This is a genomic window from Candidatus Paceibacterota bacterium, assembly GCA_035530615.1.
Taxonomy (GTDB): domain Bacteria; phylum Actinomycetota; class Actinomycetes; order Nanopelagicales; family Nanopelagicaceae; genus QYPT01.
Map to the genome: position 1 here is coordinate 57,842 of DATKUL010000003.1, position 16,026 is coordinate 73,867.

Consider the following 16,026-nt stretch of genomic DNA (forward strand, 5'->3'; position numbering starts at 1 on the left):
GACTTATCTGTGTGAGAGGAATCGCTCGGCATCTAGAGCTGCTTGACAACCAGAACCTGCGGCCGTGATCGCTTGGCGATACACATGGTCAACCAAATCCCCACAAGCAAAGATACCTTCTTGATTGGTAAGCGTTGATCGATCAATTACTTTCACATAACCTTCGTCATCGGTTTCGATCTGGCCCTTAACAAGTTCACTGCGTGGATCGTGCCCAATTGCAACAAAAAGTCCAGAGAAGGCCCGCGTCGTGAGTTCGCCAGTTACAGTGTTGCGAAGTTGTAATGAATCCACTTTGTTCTCACCAAGGACATCGACCACCTCGTGATTCCAAAGGAATTCAATTTTCGGGTTTGCAAACGCACGCTCGGCCATAATCTTGGATGCGCGAAGCGAATCTCGACGATGGATAAGAACTACCTTGGAGGCAAAGCGCGTAAGAAATGTTGCTTCTTCGATAGCCGAATCTCCGCCACCGACAACAGCAATCTCTTGATTGCGGAAGAAGAAGCCGTCGCACGTTGCGCACCATGAGACACCTCGTCCAGAAAGGCGCTTCTCATTAGGAAGTCCAATCTCCCGAAAGGCAGACCCCATAGCGAGAATTACCGCACGAGCATGAACTATGTTTCCAGAACCATCCTTGAGCACCTTAGTCTTTGACGCAAGATCCATCTCGACAATGTCATCAGTGATCAACTTCGTGCCGAAGCGTTCTGCTTGCTTCCGCATCGATTCCATGAGATCTGGACCCATCACACCTTCAATGAACCCTGGAAAGTTTTCAACCTCAGTTGTATTCATTAAAGCGCCACCGGCAGTGACCGAACCTTCATAGAGGACTGGAGATAGTTGGGCACGCGCGGCATAGATTGCGGCCGTGTAGCCAGCTGGTCCCGAACCGACAATGACTACATCGTGGATCTTCTGATCAGAGTTCATAATGCTATTATAACAATATTCCAAAAAAGTTTATTCCCGCGGTTCGGCATTTGGCTTACGGCGAGTGCTGAGCATTCGGTTGAATTGATTTGCCACTAATCCCCGAGTAATTACGATTTCATGTATATGCATAGCGCGGGCGACAAAGTAATACCCAAAAAGGCTAACCACCATCACGAAAAACAATTCCGAGACTCTCGCAATAGTTGAAGAAGCATCAACCCAAGAGAAATATTGAGTAACTCCAAAGATTGGGACCATAGCGATTAGGGCAGAACCCCAAAGGCGTAGATGCTGCGAGAAAAAATCACTAATTAAAATTGGTCCAACGTGTCTCTTCAAAAGTGCAAGTGTGACAAGAAGCCCCACGATATAACTAATTGAAAAAGCTAAACCAAGTCCGACTGTTACCCATTTACTACTGAGTACATTTAAAGAAAGGTAGGAAAGAGCGACGGAAATAATATTAATAATCAGAATAGAAAGTACTTGCGTCCTGGTATCTTCAAACGCATTAAATCCTCTTATGAGGATAATGTTTATGCTAAATGCAACCAAACCAACTCCGAGCGCAGAGAGCACATTTCCAATGTAGACAGCGTCGGATTTTGCGATTCCAAAGAAGAGAACGCGAGTTATAAGTGGTCCAAACAAAAGGAAGGCGACCCCACTGGGAACTGTAAGAACACCTACCATCTTGATTGCGCGAATCAACTGTTCGCGCACCTCAGTACGTTTATTGTCAATTGCCAATTTAGACAAATGAGGAAGCAGTGCAGTAACGAGTGAAATCGTAACTATCGAGTAAGGAAGCATCATAATAAGGAAAGCGTTGCTAAAAGGCGTGAAGCCAACTCCCGTTTTTACCCCCTCTTGCGCAGATCGAACCGCAGCGCTGGTTGAAACATTGACGGTTACTAGATAACCAAGTTGTGAAATAAGGACGTAGATAAGGGTCCATCCTGCTAGAGAGAAAGACCTCCCCAATCCTTGCAAGCCGAACTTAGGCACAATTCTTAGGCCGGTTCGTTTCACAACAGGGATCAAAATAAGTGCCTGTATCACTACCCCAAGGGTTGTTCCCCAACCCAAGAATTGTGTTTGCTGAGTTGAAATTGAATCTATAGTCAGATGGGGCGACTGTAGAAGGACTGTTAGGAAGATTCCGATCACAACCAGATTATTTACAATTGGCGCCCACATTAAAGGCGCAAAGGATCCCTTAGCGTTCGCCACTTGTCCCAACATAGTAAAGAGCCCTAAGAAAAATATTTGCGGCAGGCAGAATCGAGTGAAGTCCACTGCCAGTTGAAACTCTTTCTCAAAGCCAACATTGGAAAATTCTGGGGCGTAAATTCTTACAAGTGCGGGAGCGAAGAGAATTCCTAGGAGAGCCAGCATGAACAGGATTGAGCTGATAGTTGTTACTAAACGAGAGGCAAATGCTTCCCCCCCGTCTTCATCAGCAAAAGAACGAACAAGTTGTGGAACAAAGATTGCTGTAAGCGCACCGCCAATAAGTAGGTTGTACAAGATGTTTGGCATGGTGTTTGCCACGTTGTACGTGTCAGCCAGGAGGGCAGTGCCAAGAACAGCCACTGCCAAGATGTTTCTTACAAATCCAGTGAGACGCGAGAAAATCGTTCCAAGTGCCATCACGCTCGAGGCGTGGAACATATCGGCCGGTTTCATTTTCGCGACCTTCTGACTCTCCGAATGATTTGAGCTAGGGCTGCTAGTAGAAGAAGTACCGCTGCGCCTGTCGTGAACCATGCCACAGCCGGACTGATAACAGAGAGATTAAGAGTGAGAATTACGGAGTCCCCAACAGATTTTCCGGCTGAGTTTTTGAACTGAGCGAGAACTGCCGTCGAACCTGGAGCTATGACGGTAAAAGGAACTGAGATCTGAGTCTTGGAATTGGCTGGCAAAATGATGTGCTTGTCACCGACAGTGCGAATCCGAAAATTTAATGGAGTGAGTTGGAGTGAGACCGTCACCGGAGAGGCGAAGTCATTCACTAGAGTGATCGGGACGTTTTCATGTTGGGATGTCAGGCGGTATTTACCGGGAACAATTCTCAATTTATGGCGGGTATTTGCTACCGCCTCATTAGCGTTTGAAGCAAAGTAGTGCTGTTCTTGTGCACTCATTCCAGTAGCGAGCAAAATGCCTAATTTCGAGCGCAAAAGATCTAATTGCTCGGCCGGTACAACCGTTGAAAATAAAGCAATTGCTCGTCGATTGGTGGTGTACGAAAGGGTTGTATTGGCGGGGATATAGGTCTTATGAGAGGCCCATCGAAAGCTTCGATTAATTCCGATCTCACGACCAAGGACACGCGCAAGTCTTTTCTGACTAGTTTCGTAGTAGTAGGTGAGTTCAGTTGGAGCAAGGCGTTTAGTCATGGAAATATCAGGGTGTCCATATGGAAGTGCAAAAATCAGATCCGCAGCACTGATGAGCTTGAATTCAGTCAGCCAATCTTGCGCGATCGGATCTGTTTGAGCCATGAAGGAAATCTCTTCAATAAGGGCAGCATCAATCATCCACCGACGTGGTTGCGCAACGGGATTGAAAACCAATTGCCCTAACTGTCCATTGGGGAGAAGTGAAACTGTCAATTCATTATTAAGAGCCACTCCGAGCAGGTCGCTGTGTGGGGAGTTAATAAGTATTACCGTATTGCTTGCCGCCATTGCCGGCGTCGCTGAGAGAAATGGGACACAAGCAAGAAGCATAAGAAGTACTCCCGAGATTACCTTGCCTCTCCTTCTCATTTCGGCAAGTCACCGTTTCGCGCGATCAATTTCTTCTCATCGGGGTAGGCCAGGCGATCAATTATCTCATGGAGTGGAAACCAGGAGACTTCATCCACTTCGGTTACTTGAGGCGCCAGAATTCCGCCCAATTCTCGGAAGAGATAGTGATGAACCGTTTTATGAATGCGCTTCCCGCCTGCCATAAACCAGAAATCAATAATTCCTAAAGCGCGGGAAATTTCAGATTCAATTCCCGTCTCTTCCATGACTTCTCGCAATGCTGCTTGCTCGGGAGTCTCGCCCGCCTCTATGTGCCCCTTTGGGAGAGACCAAAGGAGCCGAACGCGGGCATTGTCTTTCTGATCAATCCGACCGATAAGCAAGCCTTGGGTTCCAGAAGAATCGATCACCAAACCGCCGGCGCTTACCTCATCAATTCGCTTGGTGTGGGTTGAAGCGGTACGAGAATCCCCTTTTGCAGGTCGATGATGGGCCGGATTGGTGGCAGGTTTGAGCGGTAGCGCTGGTTCATTCTTCAAATCAGGAGATTGGGGGGAGCGATTGGCGGGCCTTCTGCGCCGCCTCTTCTTCTTGGTACTTTCGCTGCCCGCACCAGGTGCAGGGATCATGAAGTAAGCGTACTGCTCTAGCCTTATCCATTATGACTAGAGCGCTGGGTGCCGCAGAGGAACTTGCTATTAGATCTTTGATTGAACGGGCTCCCTTGGCGAGTTCTTTAGCGGATGCCTTTAAGAGTGCCGGCTATCGCCTAGCGCTAGTCGGAGGCTCAGTAAGGGACGCAATTTTGGGCCGACTTGGAAATGATCTTGATTTCACGACCAATGCTCCCCCAGAGGTGACGAAAAAGATTCTTAGCCGATGGGCCGAGAATATTTGGGATACTGGAATTGCCTTTGGAACTGTGACAGGAAAACGCGGTGAGACCACCGTTGAGGTTACAACCTATCGAAGTGAAAGTTATGACGTCGATAGTAGAAAGCCAGAGGTGAAATATGGGCAATCTCTCGAAGGTGATCTTTCGCGTCGCGACTTCACAGTGAATGCAATGGCCCTGGAATTAACCCAGGGGGCGCCAATCTTTGTGGACCCGTTTAACGGACTAGAAGATTTAGCGAATCGTCTGCTTCGCACGCCGGGACGAGCAGAAGATTCCTTCTCCGATGATCCACTACGCATGATGCGTGCGGCGCGTTTTGCCGCACAACTTAATTTCATTGTTGCAGAGGATGTCATGACGGCGTTAAAAAATATGGCTGGAAGAATTTCAATCATTTCCGCAGAACGCGTGCGCGATGAATTCTCCAAGTTACTTCTTTCAAAGAATCCCCGTATTGGAATAACCATACTGGTGGAAAGTGGTTTGGCAGACATTGTCCTTCCGGAAATTCCGAAATTAAAGTTGGAAATCGACGAACACCATCACCATAAAGATGTGTACGAACATTCACTTACCGTTCTTGACCAAGCAATCGCGCTTGAATATCGCATAGGCGGAGAAAACTTGGTGAGTCGTCTTGCTGCTCTATTACACGACATTGGCAAACCGAAAACCCGCAGTCATATTGCAGGTGGAGGCGTATCCTTTCATCACCATGAAGTTGTGGGTGCACGGCTTGCGAAGGAACGACTCAAAGCACTTAGATTTGATGGGAAGACGATTGATGATGTATCAACACTCATTGCGCTCCATTTGAGATTTCATGGTTATGGGCAGGGGGAGTGGACTGATTCTGCTGTAAGACGATACGTCCGTGATGCTGGCGATTTACTAGAATACTTACACGTGCTCACGCGCGCAGACTGCACCACTCGAAATAGACGCAAAGCAGAATCTCTAGCTGCCACTTACCTAAGCCTGGAAGAGCGCATTGACGTCCTTATGAAGCAGGAGGAATTGTCAAAGATCCGACCTGATCTAGATGGCGGAGAAATAATGAAGATTCTTGAGATAAAATCTTCACCTGTCGTCGGTGAGGCACTCGCTTTTCTGCTTGAGCTGCGACTAGAGCGCGGACCTTTAGACAAAGAAAAGGCGAAAGAAGAATTGATTAACTGGTGGGCCAAGCAGCGTTAAAGCGTGCAGGTCGCAACAAAACGGCGAATGAGAGTGTGTACACGAGAGAAATCAGCCCAATGACAATTGTTGATTTACCAGAGAAAGGCAGGATTAATGCCGCTAACACTGCCCCAGAGACAATTGCCCCGTTCACGAGCACGTCATAGACGGCAAAGACGCGCCCCCGGAAAATGTCATTTATTTTTGCTTGAACTAAAGCGTCATTGGTGACTTTGAGGCTTTGTCCAAAGAGGCTGGTGAAAAAAGCTGCGATATAAAGGGTTAGTGGGCTAAAGGAGAGAATGAGTACGAGCGGCGATATTGCACTTGCCGCCATCATGTATCTAATCCAGGTATATCTACCATAGCGATCAACCCCGATTGGGGCGACGAGAGCGCCACAGATGATGCCAATGCCAGCGATGGATAAAGCAACAGCTAAACCGGATAGTCCAGATCCAGCATCACTTGCGGAGTGAAATGTGTTGCGTTCCAATAAGAGCGCAACCAGAACGAGTGAAGTGAGACCGCCGCGCTGGATCGCGGTAGCTAATATTCCCCGGGCGGCGTCTTTGTGGATGACGAGAAAATCGAAACCCTCTCGCATTTCCTTTAAGCCTTGTCCAATACTTGCTCCACTTCTCTCATGATCTAAAGGTCCTATCTCATTCTTTTTAAGTCGTAGCGCAAGTAACGCGACGAGAAAATATCCCAGGGCGGCCACGAGCACCAATAAAGCATCTGCCTGATTGGCGTTGTGAAAATTTTCCACGACTTTTCGCAAGCCAAATCCCGCGCCCCCTCCGAGGACAACCCAGAGGGAGCCGCCGGTTACCGCCATGGCGTTTGCAGAGATCAATGAATCAGTATCAATAAGAAGAGGTAAGCCGGCCGAGAGTCCGGCCAGAATAAGTCGGTTGATTCCAAAGGCGGCTAATACTGCAGCCGTAAGTTCTACGCCAGTGTGTCCCCTAAAAACGAGAAGGGCTATCAGTAGAAGATCAACCGAACGCAATAGATTTGCGTAGAAAAGAGCGCGCTGGCGTGAAACACGATCGAGAATCGTCCCCACAAACGGACCGATAATTGAATACGGAAGAAGGACAACGCCGAATGCAAGTGCTGCATCAAGCGCGTTTGCCTGCCGTTCAGGGGAGAAGAGTACGAAAGAAGCCAGAGCGCTTTGGAACAGACCATCTATCATCTGGCCAATCCAGCGGAGCGCAAAGAGTCGTGAGAGTCTCGGGTGGCGCAAAAGCCTCAGGAAACTCAAACTATGCACCTTCGAAGAGTAGTTTCTTTAACTTGAATAATCTCGTTATTCTGTGCGATGTGAATTCGGTACGTGCTTACGTTGACTACACCCTCGATAAGCGCGCAACTTTGTTGGCTCTCTTTCGCGGGAAAGTCGATGCCTGCGACGCGGATCCATATTTATTGAAAGCTGCCAAGTTTCACGGCGCCCGGGTTGAAAGAGCCTGTCCAGTCTGCAAGAAGCGCTCCCTCGTGGAGTTGAGGTACACCTTCGGGGACCAATTGGGACAATATTCGGGACGCATTAAGTCCGATAAAGAGTTGGCCGAGATGGAGAAGGAATTCGGGGAGTTCCGTGTCTACGTGGTTGAGGTCTGCCGAGAGTGTTCTTGGAATCATCTGTGTGCTTCCTTTCTCCTAGGTGATGGGATTGTCAGAAAAGCGCCGAGACGGCAGCGCACGTTAGAAGATGAGGATTGGGTTAAGCGGTAACCTTCACGCGTGCTACGTAAAATCCTTCTCCGAACCGCTATCTTCGTAGGCGGCCTGGGCTTTGTCGCGCTCGCGGCCCTTTTTGCGTTCGCCTATTTCACGGTGGATATCCCTAACCCAAATTCTTTCGTAAACAGTCAAGCGACGATCATTCAGTACTCCAACGGAGTAGAGATTGGGCGACTGGGTGCCCAGAATCGAACCAGCGTTCCGCTCGCCAGAATTCCACTCAATGTTCGCCAGGCAGTTCTCTCCGCCGAAGATCGGAATTATTACTCCGAACAAGCGTTTAGCATCTCGGGGATTTTGCGAGCAGTCCTAAATAATTTACGAGGTGGAGCACTGCAAGGCGGTTCAACGATTACCCAGCAATATGCCAAAACCGCCTTCCTGACACCGGATCGAAACATCCAGCGTAAAGTAAAAGAGTTGGTTATCGCCATAAAGTTGGAGCAGCAGTTATCGAAAGATCAGATTCTCGAAAAATATCTCAACACGATTTACTTCGGCCGCGGTTCGTATGGAGTGGAGACAGCAGCTCAACAATATTTTAATAGAAGCGTCAATCAACTCACTTTGGCACAAGCTGCTGTAATTGCCAGCATATTGCGCTCGCCTGGTTATTACGATCCGCAGTATTCCAAAGAAAATAAAGAGCGACTACACAACCGTTTCACTTATGTGATTGCGGGCATGGTGGAAGCCAAATGGATAACGCAAGCCGAAGCAACTAAAGCTAAGTTTCCAGTTATTAGTCCACCTGTGACATCTGGTTCCCTTTCAGGCCCCAAGGGATACATCATTGCCGCAGCGCAGAAGGAATTGAACACTCTCGGATTCTCTGACCAGCAATTGATGGTTGGTGGGCTCGTTGTCCGAACCACGCTTGTTCAAAAGGCTCAACAAGCTGCGGTTGATGCAGTTAATAAACAGACACCTAAGGGCGCGCCTGAAAATCTCCATATTGGACTGGTCGGGATCCGTCCCGGGACCGGAGAAATCTTGGCGCTCTATGGAGGGAAGGATTACTTGGTTCGCCAACTAAGCGATGCGACTCAATCAATCGCCTTAGCGGGTTCGACCTTTAAGCCATTTGCACTTGCGGCCGCACTCGAACAAGGAATTCCCCTTACCTCTATGTGGAATGGAAATTCACCACAAGTTTTTGATGATCTTGGGAAGCCCTACAAGGTCTCCAATTATGGAAACGAACAATGGGGCCAAGTGAGTCTACTTAAGGCGACATCCCATTCGGTTAATACCATTTACGTTCCGCTGGGAATTGCAGTTGGTCCTTTGAGAGTTGTCGACGCGGCTCGACGTGCCGGCATTCCACCCAGTGTGGAGATGATGCCAACTCCATCTGTCGTACTCGGAGCTGCAAGTCCTCATGTAATAGATGTTGCCTCCGCATATGCAACCTTTGCGGCGCAGGGCGTGTATGCAAAACCATTCCTTATTAGTCAGGTAGAAGGGTCAAATAAAGGGGTGCTGTATCAGGCACGCATTCAGGCCCAGGAAGTCTTCTCCAAGGATGTGATGGCAGATCTGACATATGCGCTGCAGCAGGTTGTTAGGAGTGGAACCGGAACATATGGCACGTCAGGTTTAGGTCGCCCCGCTGCCGGTAAGACTGGTACCAGCGAACAGAATGCATCGGCGTGGTTCAGTGGGTACACACCGCAGCTAGCGGCGTCAGTTGCCTTTTTTAGAGATAATGCATCACAGACACTCAATGGAATCGGTGGGCTCAACTCTGTTACTGGAGGAACTTTTCCTGCGAAAATGTGGACCGCTTTTATGAAAGGTGCACTCGCTGGTCAGCCTAAGTTGGCCTTTCCTAGGCCAGTCCACATCGGTGGTACTGATCCAATTATTATGACGCAGCCACCCGTGAAGGTGACGCCAACACCGACGCCAAGCGAGACTCCTCCTCTAACTCCGCTACCCATTGATCCACCGATCATAACAATAACCCCGTAGGTTGAAATTTTGCACACGCTCTTTGGAAAACATTCAATCGCTAAGACGCTAGTTCTTCTAGGAGTTCTAGCCAGTCTCGTCTCATTCGCAAAGTTTGACCACTGCCGAAATACCAATTGGGGATCACCCGATTCGTATGTCCATGCGTGCTATTCGGATATCCCAGTTCTCTTTACCGATCGATCTATGAATATTCATCAATGGGCATATAAAGGTGGCGAAAAAGCGGTCGAATATCCAGTAATTACTGGTGCGGTCATGTGGGCAACCTCTTTACTGTCTTCAAGTGGACCTGGCTCTAGCAGAAATTACTTTGACGTAAATGCCATTTTTATTGCACTTCTATTTATTGGTGCCCTTCTCGTTATGTGGAAGATCTCACCGCAGTATGGGTATCTGCTGGCACTCTCTCCCGCGGTTCTTGCCTCCCTTTATATAAATTGGGATATGTGGGGCATCATCACCATGCTGTTGGCAATCTATTGCTTTGATAGAGAGCGATTTACATGGAGTGCGGTGCTCTTTGGAATATCTATTGCCACAAAATTCTTTCCGGTATTTCTCTTTCTACCAATTCTCCTAATTTTCTGGCGTAGGAATGAAATTCGCTCCCTCGTGAAGTTCATAGCCACGGCGGGCGCAACCTGGCTCGCGGTCAACCTGCCAGTAATATTGACGACTCCCGCGGGTTGGTGGCATTTTTACAAATTGAACTTGGATCGAGGTCCAGATTGGGGTTCGCTCTGGTACGGACTCTCTCTCTTGGGTGTGAATGTGGGCCATCTCAATTACATCTCCATTCTCGCCCTCCTGGCCGTACTTACAGCCATCACCTTGCTCCTTCTGGAAATTTCCTATCCGCCCTCACTGGCCCAGATCAGTTTTATTGTGCTGGCTGCCATTTTGTGCGTGGGCAAGGTCTACTCGCCGCAGTACGTTCTCTGGCTTACCCCACTCGCGATCATCGCCCTGCGTGGGAAGAGTCAACTCGCCGCATTCTGGATCTGGCAGGCGGGTGAGGCCATCTACCATGTAGCGATCTGGCAACATCTGGCGACGGTGCAAGGCTCCCATTTTGGCCTGCCCGATACGGGGTATGCCCTTGCCTCAATTCTTAGAATCCTCACCACCCTCTATTTCATTGGAATCTTGGTCCAGGGGCTCCTCAATACCCCACAGGCTCAACTCTCCCGCAGCCGACTCGCTGATTTTCTATTCGGGCCCACCACAAGTTACCCTTAGGCTCCTTCGCAGGTCAGATCCCTGGCTTGTTGAGGAGCACTAACCCTCCTGTCACGGAAATACCGTGGCCGCTTTAGTCCAGAGGAGGTCGGGTTAACGCATGCGTCACTATGAATTAATGGTCATTCTTGATCCAGAACTTGAAGAACGCACAGTCACACCAAGCCTTGAGACTTATCTCAAGATAATCAAAGAGAGCGGCGGCCGCGTCGACAAGCTCGACGTTTGGGGCAAGCGCCGTATGTCATTTGAGATTTCTAAGAAGTCCGAAGGAATTTACGCGGTTGTTGACATGCACTGCGAGCCAGCCGCAATCAAAGAGTTGGACCGTCAACTTAATTTGAACGAAGCGGTATTACGCACAAAAGTTATCCGGCCTGAATAGTCTAAGAATTATTTAGCCAATAATTTGAGCACCACCTAAGAGAAGAGAAGAAAATGGCAGCAGGAGATACAAACATCACAATGATCGGCAATCTCGTCGATGATCCAGAGTTACGTTTCACCCCTTCCGGTGCGGCGGTAGCAAAATTTCGCGTTGCCTCGACTCCTCGTTATCTTGATAAGAACACGAATGAATGGAAAGACGGAGATAGTCTTTTCTTGCAATGCCAAATTTGGCGACAGGCAGCAGAGAATGTTGCCGAGTCTCTTACAAAGGGCATGCGTGTCATTGTCTCTGGTCGCTTGAAGCAACGTTCGTACGAAACTAAAGAAGGCGAAAAGCGCACAGTTTTTGAAGTTGAAGTTGATGAAGTAGGACCATCCCTGCGAAACGCAACCGCGAAAGTCACAAAGACAACTCGCCAAGGTGGAGCAGCCGGTGGATTCACCGCACCAGCAACAGATACTTTCAACGATGATCCGTGGGCCGCTGCTTCGACTTCACCAGCCGGCGGTGGATGGGCAACCACCACCAACGACGCACCACCCTTTTAAATCCACTATCCATCCATTCCTGCATAAGCAGGGCACCCGTAAAGGAGCACCACAATGGGAGCACGTAATAATCGAGCGCTCAAGGAGCCTAAGAACAAATCAGCAAAGGCTGCTGCGCTCAATAAGAAGTTTAAGAAGAAGCCATGCAGTTTCTGCCGCGACAAGGTTAGCTATATCGATTACAAAGATATTGCCACCCTGCGTAAGTACATCTCCGATCGTGGCAAGATCCGCGCTCGCCGGGTAACCGGTGCCTGCACCCAACACCAACGCTCGATTGCAACGGCTGTAAAAAACAGTCGCGAAGTTGCTCTCCTGCCCTATACCTCAACCGCGCGATAAGGGGATAAAACAATGAAACTCATCCTTACGCGTGAAGTATCAGGTCTAGGTCTTGCCGGTGACGTGGTCACCGTAAAAGATGGTTTTGCTCGCAATTTCCTGCTTCCTCGTGGCAACGCTATCGCGTGGTCATTGGGCGGAGAGAAGCAGATCGAAGGAATTCGCCGTGCACGTGCCTCACGTGAAGTGCGCGATATCGATCATGCCAAGGAGATCAAGGCATCTCTAGAAGCCGCAACTGTCACAGTCTCTGTGAAAGTTGGAACTTCAGGTCGCCTCTTTGGTTCCGTCACCGATAAAGACGTTGCTGCAGCCATCAAGGCCGCAACCGGGTTGGATATCGATCGACATGACGTCAAGCTCGCCGGTCACATTAAGAAGACCGGTATCCACTCTGCAAAGGTTTCACTCGCTCACCAGATCGTGGCGAATGTTTCCATCACGGTGGTAGCCGCCGCTTAAGTAACACCTACATTTAGAACGGGTTCACTGATTACAGTGGGCCCGTTTTATTTTTCACTTACTTGCTTAAGCATCTTCGTGAACATTTCGCCGGAGAACTCCGACTGAGCAAGGTCGTATTTCTCCATCCCCCATGACCAGAAATCAAAATCCAATTCAGAAATCGAACTTTGAATTGATGCCCAGAGAGTCCAGCCGTATTTCGCCATTAAAGCGTGCAACCATGCCCGAGCAAATTTCTCCGGCCTACTTTCTCCATAGTAGGCGGTGACTAGCTCCTCCAACTGTTCGACATCAAGGAATGCTTCAGCCCAGATATTTCCAAGTTCGAAACAGGCGTCGTTATTTCCGGAATATTCGTAGTCAATAATCCAAATCTTCTCTCCATCATCAATGAAGTTACCTGGAAGCAGATCGTTATTACACGGGACGGTGCCCTCATCCAGAATCCTTATTGCTTTCTGAATCTGCAGTGCGCGGTCCGCAAAGTCCAGATAATAAGCGGGAAGTCGGAATCCGCGCTCTTGCACAATGCCTAGATATGTTCTTTGAATGTCAAACATATTAAAATCTCGAACAAAGGCTGGTCCGGAATGGAGCATTCGACAACTCTGCGCTATCCGTGACAAATTTGCGGCGACGTCTGTTGCCGAATATGTGCGCCCACTCAGATAGCCAATTACGAGCAATCCTTTTCCGGGCAGATAGTCGAGTACTGGCGCGGCAATCCCAACCGAGGCTGCGATTTTAGAATTTTGATATTCGGATTCGCGGTCAATCGAAAGAAGGGCCGAACTATTGCTCGAAATACGGGCAACGTATTGATTGTCGCCGTTTTGGACGAGAAGGTTTCGATTGGTAAGCCCGCCGGATAATTCACTGAGCGAATCACGATTGGCTAGAAAGGAAACTTGATCGAGTAACGACCCATACGTTTCCTCCAGCATCTCCTCATCAGATTCCTCAAAATATGTGGTGGAGTCGCTCACGCCTTCAGGATACATTTCAGACATGGTTATGTCTGTCCTTCCGCAAAGAGCAAAAATTGTCATTATTGGTGGAGGAGTCGGCGGCACATCCGTTGCTTATCACCTGGCCGAGTTGGGTGAAAAAGATGTGATTTTGCTGGATCGCAGCGACCTCACCAGCGGATCGACCTTTCACTCTGCTGGATTGGTAGGCCAGTTGAGAGCCGATCCGACGCTTACCAAAATGAATATGCACTCGGTGGATCTGTACCGGAAACTTGAGGGCACTGATACACCGCCCGGCTGGAAAGAGTGTGGCAGTATCAAATTGGCCTCGACACCTGAACGGATGGAAGAAATTCGCAGGCAAATCGGTTGGGCGCGCACTTTTGGCCTTGATCTTAAGGAGATCTCCCCAAGGCAGGCACAAGAACTATTTCCGTTGATGGACATAGAGGGCGTTGTCGGTGCTTGTTATATGGCATCCGATGGTCAGGTTGATCCCTCTCAACTCGCGCAAGCTCTTGCTTCCGGGGCTCGCGCCAACGGAGTCCAAATCTTTACTCATACTCGGGTATTGGGAATTAAAACTGCCAATGGACGGGTGACACACGTCGAGACTGAGAAGGGCACGATTGAGTGCGAGATCGTTGTTAATTGTGGAGGAATGTTTGCCGCTGAAATCGGGCGATTAGTTGATGTGCGGATCCCAATTGTTCCGATGAGTCACCAGTACCTCATTACCGAAAACTTTATGCCGCAAGGGGAGCCGTATCTCCCCTCGTTGCGTGATCCCGATTTGCTCATCTACTTCCGACAGGAAGTGAGTGGACTTTTGATGGGGGGATATGAGCGCAATTCAAAAGCATGGACCGCTGACTACGAACACCTTGACAATATTCCCAGTGACTTCAACGGGCGACTTCTTCCAGAGGAGTGGGATCGCTTTGAAGAGATCGCAATAAATTCGCAGATTCGTGTTCCGAAGATGGGTGAAGTGGGTGTCAAGAATTTCATCAATGGCCCAGAAGGATTTACTCCCGATAACGAATTCTGCCTGGGTGAAACTTCCGTCGGAGGTTTCTACGTTGCTGCTGGTTTTTGCGCACACGGTATCGCTGGGGCGGGAGGAATCGGCAAAGTTGTAGCCGAGTGGATTATCGCAGGCGAGCCCACCATGGATTTGTGGCACATGGATATCCGTCGCTTTGGTAGTTCGTACAATTCTCCGAAATTTACTCTGGAAAGAGTGACGGAGAACTACGAGGAATATTACGACATTCATTACCCTGGCGAAGAGCGCCAAAGTGCACGCCCAGCAAGGAAATCTCCGATATATGAATGGCATAAGGAGGCTGATGCAGTTTTTGGCGAGAAAGCCAGTTGGGAACGAGTGAATTATTACAGTACCAATGTGAGCGACGATTCTCTCCGACCTTATGGCTGGGCCGGTAAACATTGGTCAAGTGCGGTGCGCACTGAGCACCTGGCAACCCGCCAGAGCGCGGGGCTCTTTGATGAATCTAGTTTCGCGAAAATGAGTGTTAAAGGAAAGGATTGTTCCGAATTTCTTAATTACCTGTGCGCTAATGATGTCGTTAAAGGTGTAGGGCGCACTGTTTATACGCAAGCTCTCAATTCCCGTGGAGGAATCGAATCTGACTTTACGGTGACTCGGCTATCTGAAGATGAGTACATGGTCGTCACTGGTACTGCCTTTGGAGTGCATGACATGGGTTGGATGGAAAAGGTGGCAAGAGAGAAGAATTTCAAGATCTCTATCGTGGATGTCACGAGTTCATTGGCCTGTTTTGGAATTTGGGGACCGCGGGCAAGAGAAATTCTGCAGCGCCTGACTGAGTACGACATGAGCCATAAGAATTTTCCATTTATGCATTCTCGCGAGATTGTTCTTGGTGGAGTCAAGGTTCGCGCTACTCGAATCACTTATGTAGGCGAACTTGGCTGGGAACTTTATTTGCCTACAGACAATGGCGAAGCGCTCTGGCAGCAAATAATTGAAGCAGGTAAGCAGTTTGATTTGAAAGTGTGCGGTTACCGAGCGATCGAATCTCTTAGACTTGAAAAGGGATATCGCGCATGGGGCGTTGAAATATCTACGGAGACAAATCCATGGGAAGCCGGACTTGATTTTGCGGTAGCACTGGGCAAGGAATCATTTCTTGGTAAAGAGGCGTTACTCGCAACTCAAGGTCGTATCACTAGAAAACTTGTACCGATACTTTTTGATGACATTCGACAAGTTCCACTTGGTAATGAGCCAATTCAGATTGGCGATGAAATCATCGGCCGAGTTAAAAGCGGGGGGCAGGGATACACCATCGATAAAGCGATTGCGTATGCATATCTGCCCATTAAACACTCAGATGTCGGGACTGTTCTTCAGGTGGAGTTCTTCGGTCAATGGCGCGAAGGTGTGGTGGCGGCTGAGCCGCTCTTTGATCCGACCAACTCGCGGATCCGTTCCTAATGTTTCAGCGGAGTATTGCGGCGGCGGGAGAGTGCCTTACGGACCTGTTTACTGAGGTCTTTCGCCAAGGGT

General features: G+C 49.0%; 15 protein-coding genes. 9 read left to right on the forward strand and 6 right to left on the reverse strand.

What is annotated here, in order from left to right:
• Positions 1 to 3: 3 nt before the first annotated feature.
• Genes trxB through VMW30_08820 form a run of 4 tightly spaced genes read right to left on the reverse strand, consistent with a single transcriptional unit; the run spans position 4 to position 4,333 of the window.
• On the reverse strand, positions 4 to 942 hold the full coding sequence (trxB, locus tag VMW30_08805; protein HUW88450.1) for a thioredoxin-disulfide reductase: 939 nt from the start codon (positions 940 to 942) through the stop codon (positions 4 to 6).
• A gap of 30 nt (positions 943 to 972) precedes the next feature.
• A complete protein-coding gene (murJ, locus tag VMW30_08810) occupies positions 973 to 2,634 on the reverse strand; it encodes a murein biosynthesis integral membrane protein MurJ (protein ID HUW88451.1) in 1,662 nt (553 codons plus the stop codon).
• Entirely contained in the window at positions 2,631 to 3,722 is a 1,092-nt protein-coding gene (locus VMW30_08815) for a DUF6049 family protein (GenBank protein HUW88452.1), read from the reverse strand. The genes murJ and VMW30_08815 overlap by 4 nt, the downstream gene beginning before the upstream one ends.
• Complete coding sequence (locus tag VMW30_08820; GenBank protein ID HUW88453.1) at positions 3,719 to 4,333, reverse strand: NUDIX hydrolase; 615 nt, start codon at positions 4,331 to 4,333, stop codon at positions 3,719 to 3,721. Before VMW30_08820 ends, VMW30_08815 begins: the two co-directional genes overlap by 4 nt.
• Positions 4,334 to 4,365: 32 nt before the next feature.
• On the opposite strand from VMW30_08820, the gene VMW30_08825 reads away from it, so the two are divergent.
• Entirely contained in the window at positions 4,366 to 5,799 is a 1,434-nt protein-coding gene (locus VMW30_08825; protein ID HUW88454.1) for a CCA tRNA nucleotidyltransferase, read from the forward strand.
• Here VMW30_08825 and VMW30_08830 read toward each other — a convergent pair.
• Positions 5,774 to 6,985, reverse strand: coding sequence for an MFS transporter (locus VMW30_08830; GenBank protein ID HUW88455.1), 1,212 nt, complete (start codon positions 6,983 to 6,985; stop codon positions 5,774 to 5,776). The genes VMW30_08825 and VMW30_08830 overlap by 26 nt on opposite strands.
• A 128-nt stretch (positions 6,986 to 7,113) precedes the next feature.
• Between VMW30_08830 and VMW30_08835 the strand changes: the two genes are divergently transcribed.
• From VMW30_08835 to rplI, 7 genes are all read left to right on the forward strand, one after another.
• Complete coding sequence (locus VMW30_08835) at positions 7,114 to 7,527, forward strand: DUF5318 family protein (protein HUW88456.1); 414 nt, start codon at positions 7,114 to 7,116, stop codon at positions 7,525 to 7,527.
• Between the two features lie 9 nt (positions 7,528 to 7,536).
• Positions 7,537 to 9,510: a transglycosylase domain-containing protein gene (locus VMW30_08840; GenBank protein HUW88457.1), complete on the forward strand. Its 1,974-nt coding sequence runs from the start codon at positions 7,537 to 7,539 to the stop codon at positions 9,508 to 9,510.
• Between the two features lie 9 nt (positions 9,511 to 9,519).
• Positions 9,520 to 10,752, forward strand: coding sequence for a mannosyltransferase (locus VMW30_08845; GenBank protein HUW88458.1), 1,233 nt, complete (start codon positions 9,520 to 9,522; stop codon positions 10,750 to 10,752).
• A gap of 100 nt (positions 10,753 to 10,852) precedes the next feature.
• Complete coding sequence (gene rpsF / locus VMW30_08850) at positions 10,853 to 11,137, forward strand: 30S ribosomal protein S6 (GenBank protein HUW88459.1); 285 nt, start codon at positions 10,853 to 10,855, stop codon at positions 11,135 to 11,137.
• A 53-nt stretch (positions 11,138 to 11,190) separates the two neighbouring features.
• Entirely contained in the window at positions 11,191 to 11,691 is a 501-nt protein-coding gene (locus tag VMW30_08855; protein ID HUW88460.1) for a single-stranded DNA-binding protein, read from the forward strand.
• Positions 11,692 to 11,745: 54 nt separating this feature from the next.
• Positions 11,746 to 12,033, forward strand: coding sequence for a 30S ribosomal protein S18 (rpsR, locus tag VMW30_08860; GenBank protein ID HUW88461.1), 288 nt, complete (start codon positions 11,746 to 11,748; stop codon positions 12,031 to 12,033).
• Between the two features lie 12 nt (positions 12,034 to 12,045).
• Positions 12,046 to 12,495 carry a 50S ribosomal protein L9 gene (gene rplI, locus VMW30_08865; protein ID HUW88462.1) on the forward strand — a complete coding sequence of 150 codons (450 nt, stop codon included), beginning with the start codon at positions 12,046 to 12,048 and terminating at the stop codon, positions 12,493 to 12,495.
• Between the two features lie 47 nt (positions 12,496 to 12,542).
• On the opposite strand, the gene VMW30_08870 is transcribed toward rplI, so the two are convergent.
• Positions 12,543 to 13,484, reverse strand: a complete 942-nt coding sequence (locus VMW30_08870; GenBank protein ID HUW88463.1) for a choline kinase family protein — start codon at positions 13,482 to 13,484, stop codon at positions 12,543 to 12,545.
• A 22-nt stretch (positions 13,485 to 13,506) separates the two neighbouring features.
• Here VMW30_08870 and VMW30_08875 point away from each other — a divergent pair, with 22 nt between their 5' ends.
• Positions 13,507 to 15,954, forward strand: a complete 2,448-nt coding sequence (locus VMW30_08875) for an FAD-dependent oxidoreductase (GenBank protein HUW88464.1) — start codon at positions 13,507 to 13,509, stop codon at positions 15,952 to 15,954.
• Positions 15,955 to 16,026 lie beyond the last annotated feature (72 nt).

Excerpts from the sequence above, each read along its gene's own strand:
- VMW30_08825 (HUW88454.1), top strand. The coding sequence starts at position 4,366 with ATGACTAGAGCGCTGGGTGCCGCAGAGGAACTTGCTATTAGATCTTTG.
- rpsF (HUW88459.1), top strand. The coding sequence starts at position 10,853 with ATGCGTCACTATGAATTAATGGTCATTCTTGATCCAGAACTTGAAGAA.
- VMW30_08875 (HUW88464.1), top strand. The coding sequence starts at position 13,507 with ATGGTTATGTCTGTCCTTCCGCAAAGAGCAAAAATTGTCATTATTGGT.
- VMW30_08830 (HUW88455.1), bottom strand. The coding sequence starts at position 6,985 with ATGATAGATGGTCTGTTCCAAAGCGCTCTGGCTTCTTTCGTACTCTTC.
- rpsR (HUW88461.1), top strand. The coding sequence starts at position 11,746 with ATGGGAGCACGTAATAATCGAGCGCTCAAGGAGCCTAAGAACAAATCA.
- trxB (HUW88450.1), bottom strand. The coding sequence starts at position 942 with ATGAACTCTGATCAGAAGATCCACGATGTAGTCATTGTCGGTTCGGGA.
- VMW30_08855 (HUW88460.1), top strand. The coding sequence starts at position 11,191 with ATGGCAGCAGGAGATACAAACATCACAATGATCGGCAATCTCGTCGAT.
- murJ (HUW88451.1), bottom strand. The coding sequence starts at position 2,634 with ATGAAACCGGCCGATATGTTCCACGCCTCGAGCGTGATGGCACTTGGA.
- VMW30_08820 (HUW88453.1), bottom strand. The coding sequence starts at position 4,333 with ATGATCCCTGCACCTGGTGCGGGCAGCGAAAGTACCAAGAAGAAGAGG.
- VMW30_08815 (HUW88452.1), bottom strand. The coding sequence starts at position 3,722 with ATGAGAAGGAGAGGCAAGGTAATCTCGGGAGTACTTCTTATGCTTCTT.
- rplI (HUW88462.1), top strand. The coding sequence starts at position 12,046 with ATGAAACTCATCCTTACGCGTGAAGTATCAGGTCTAGGTCTTGCCGGT.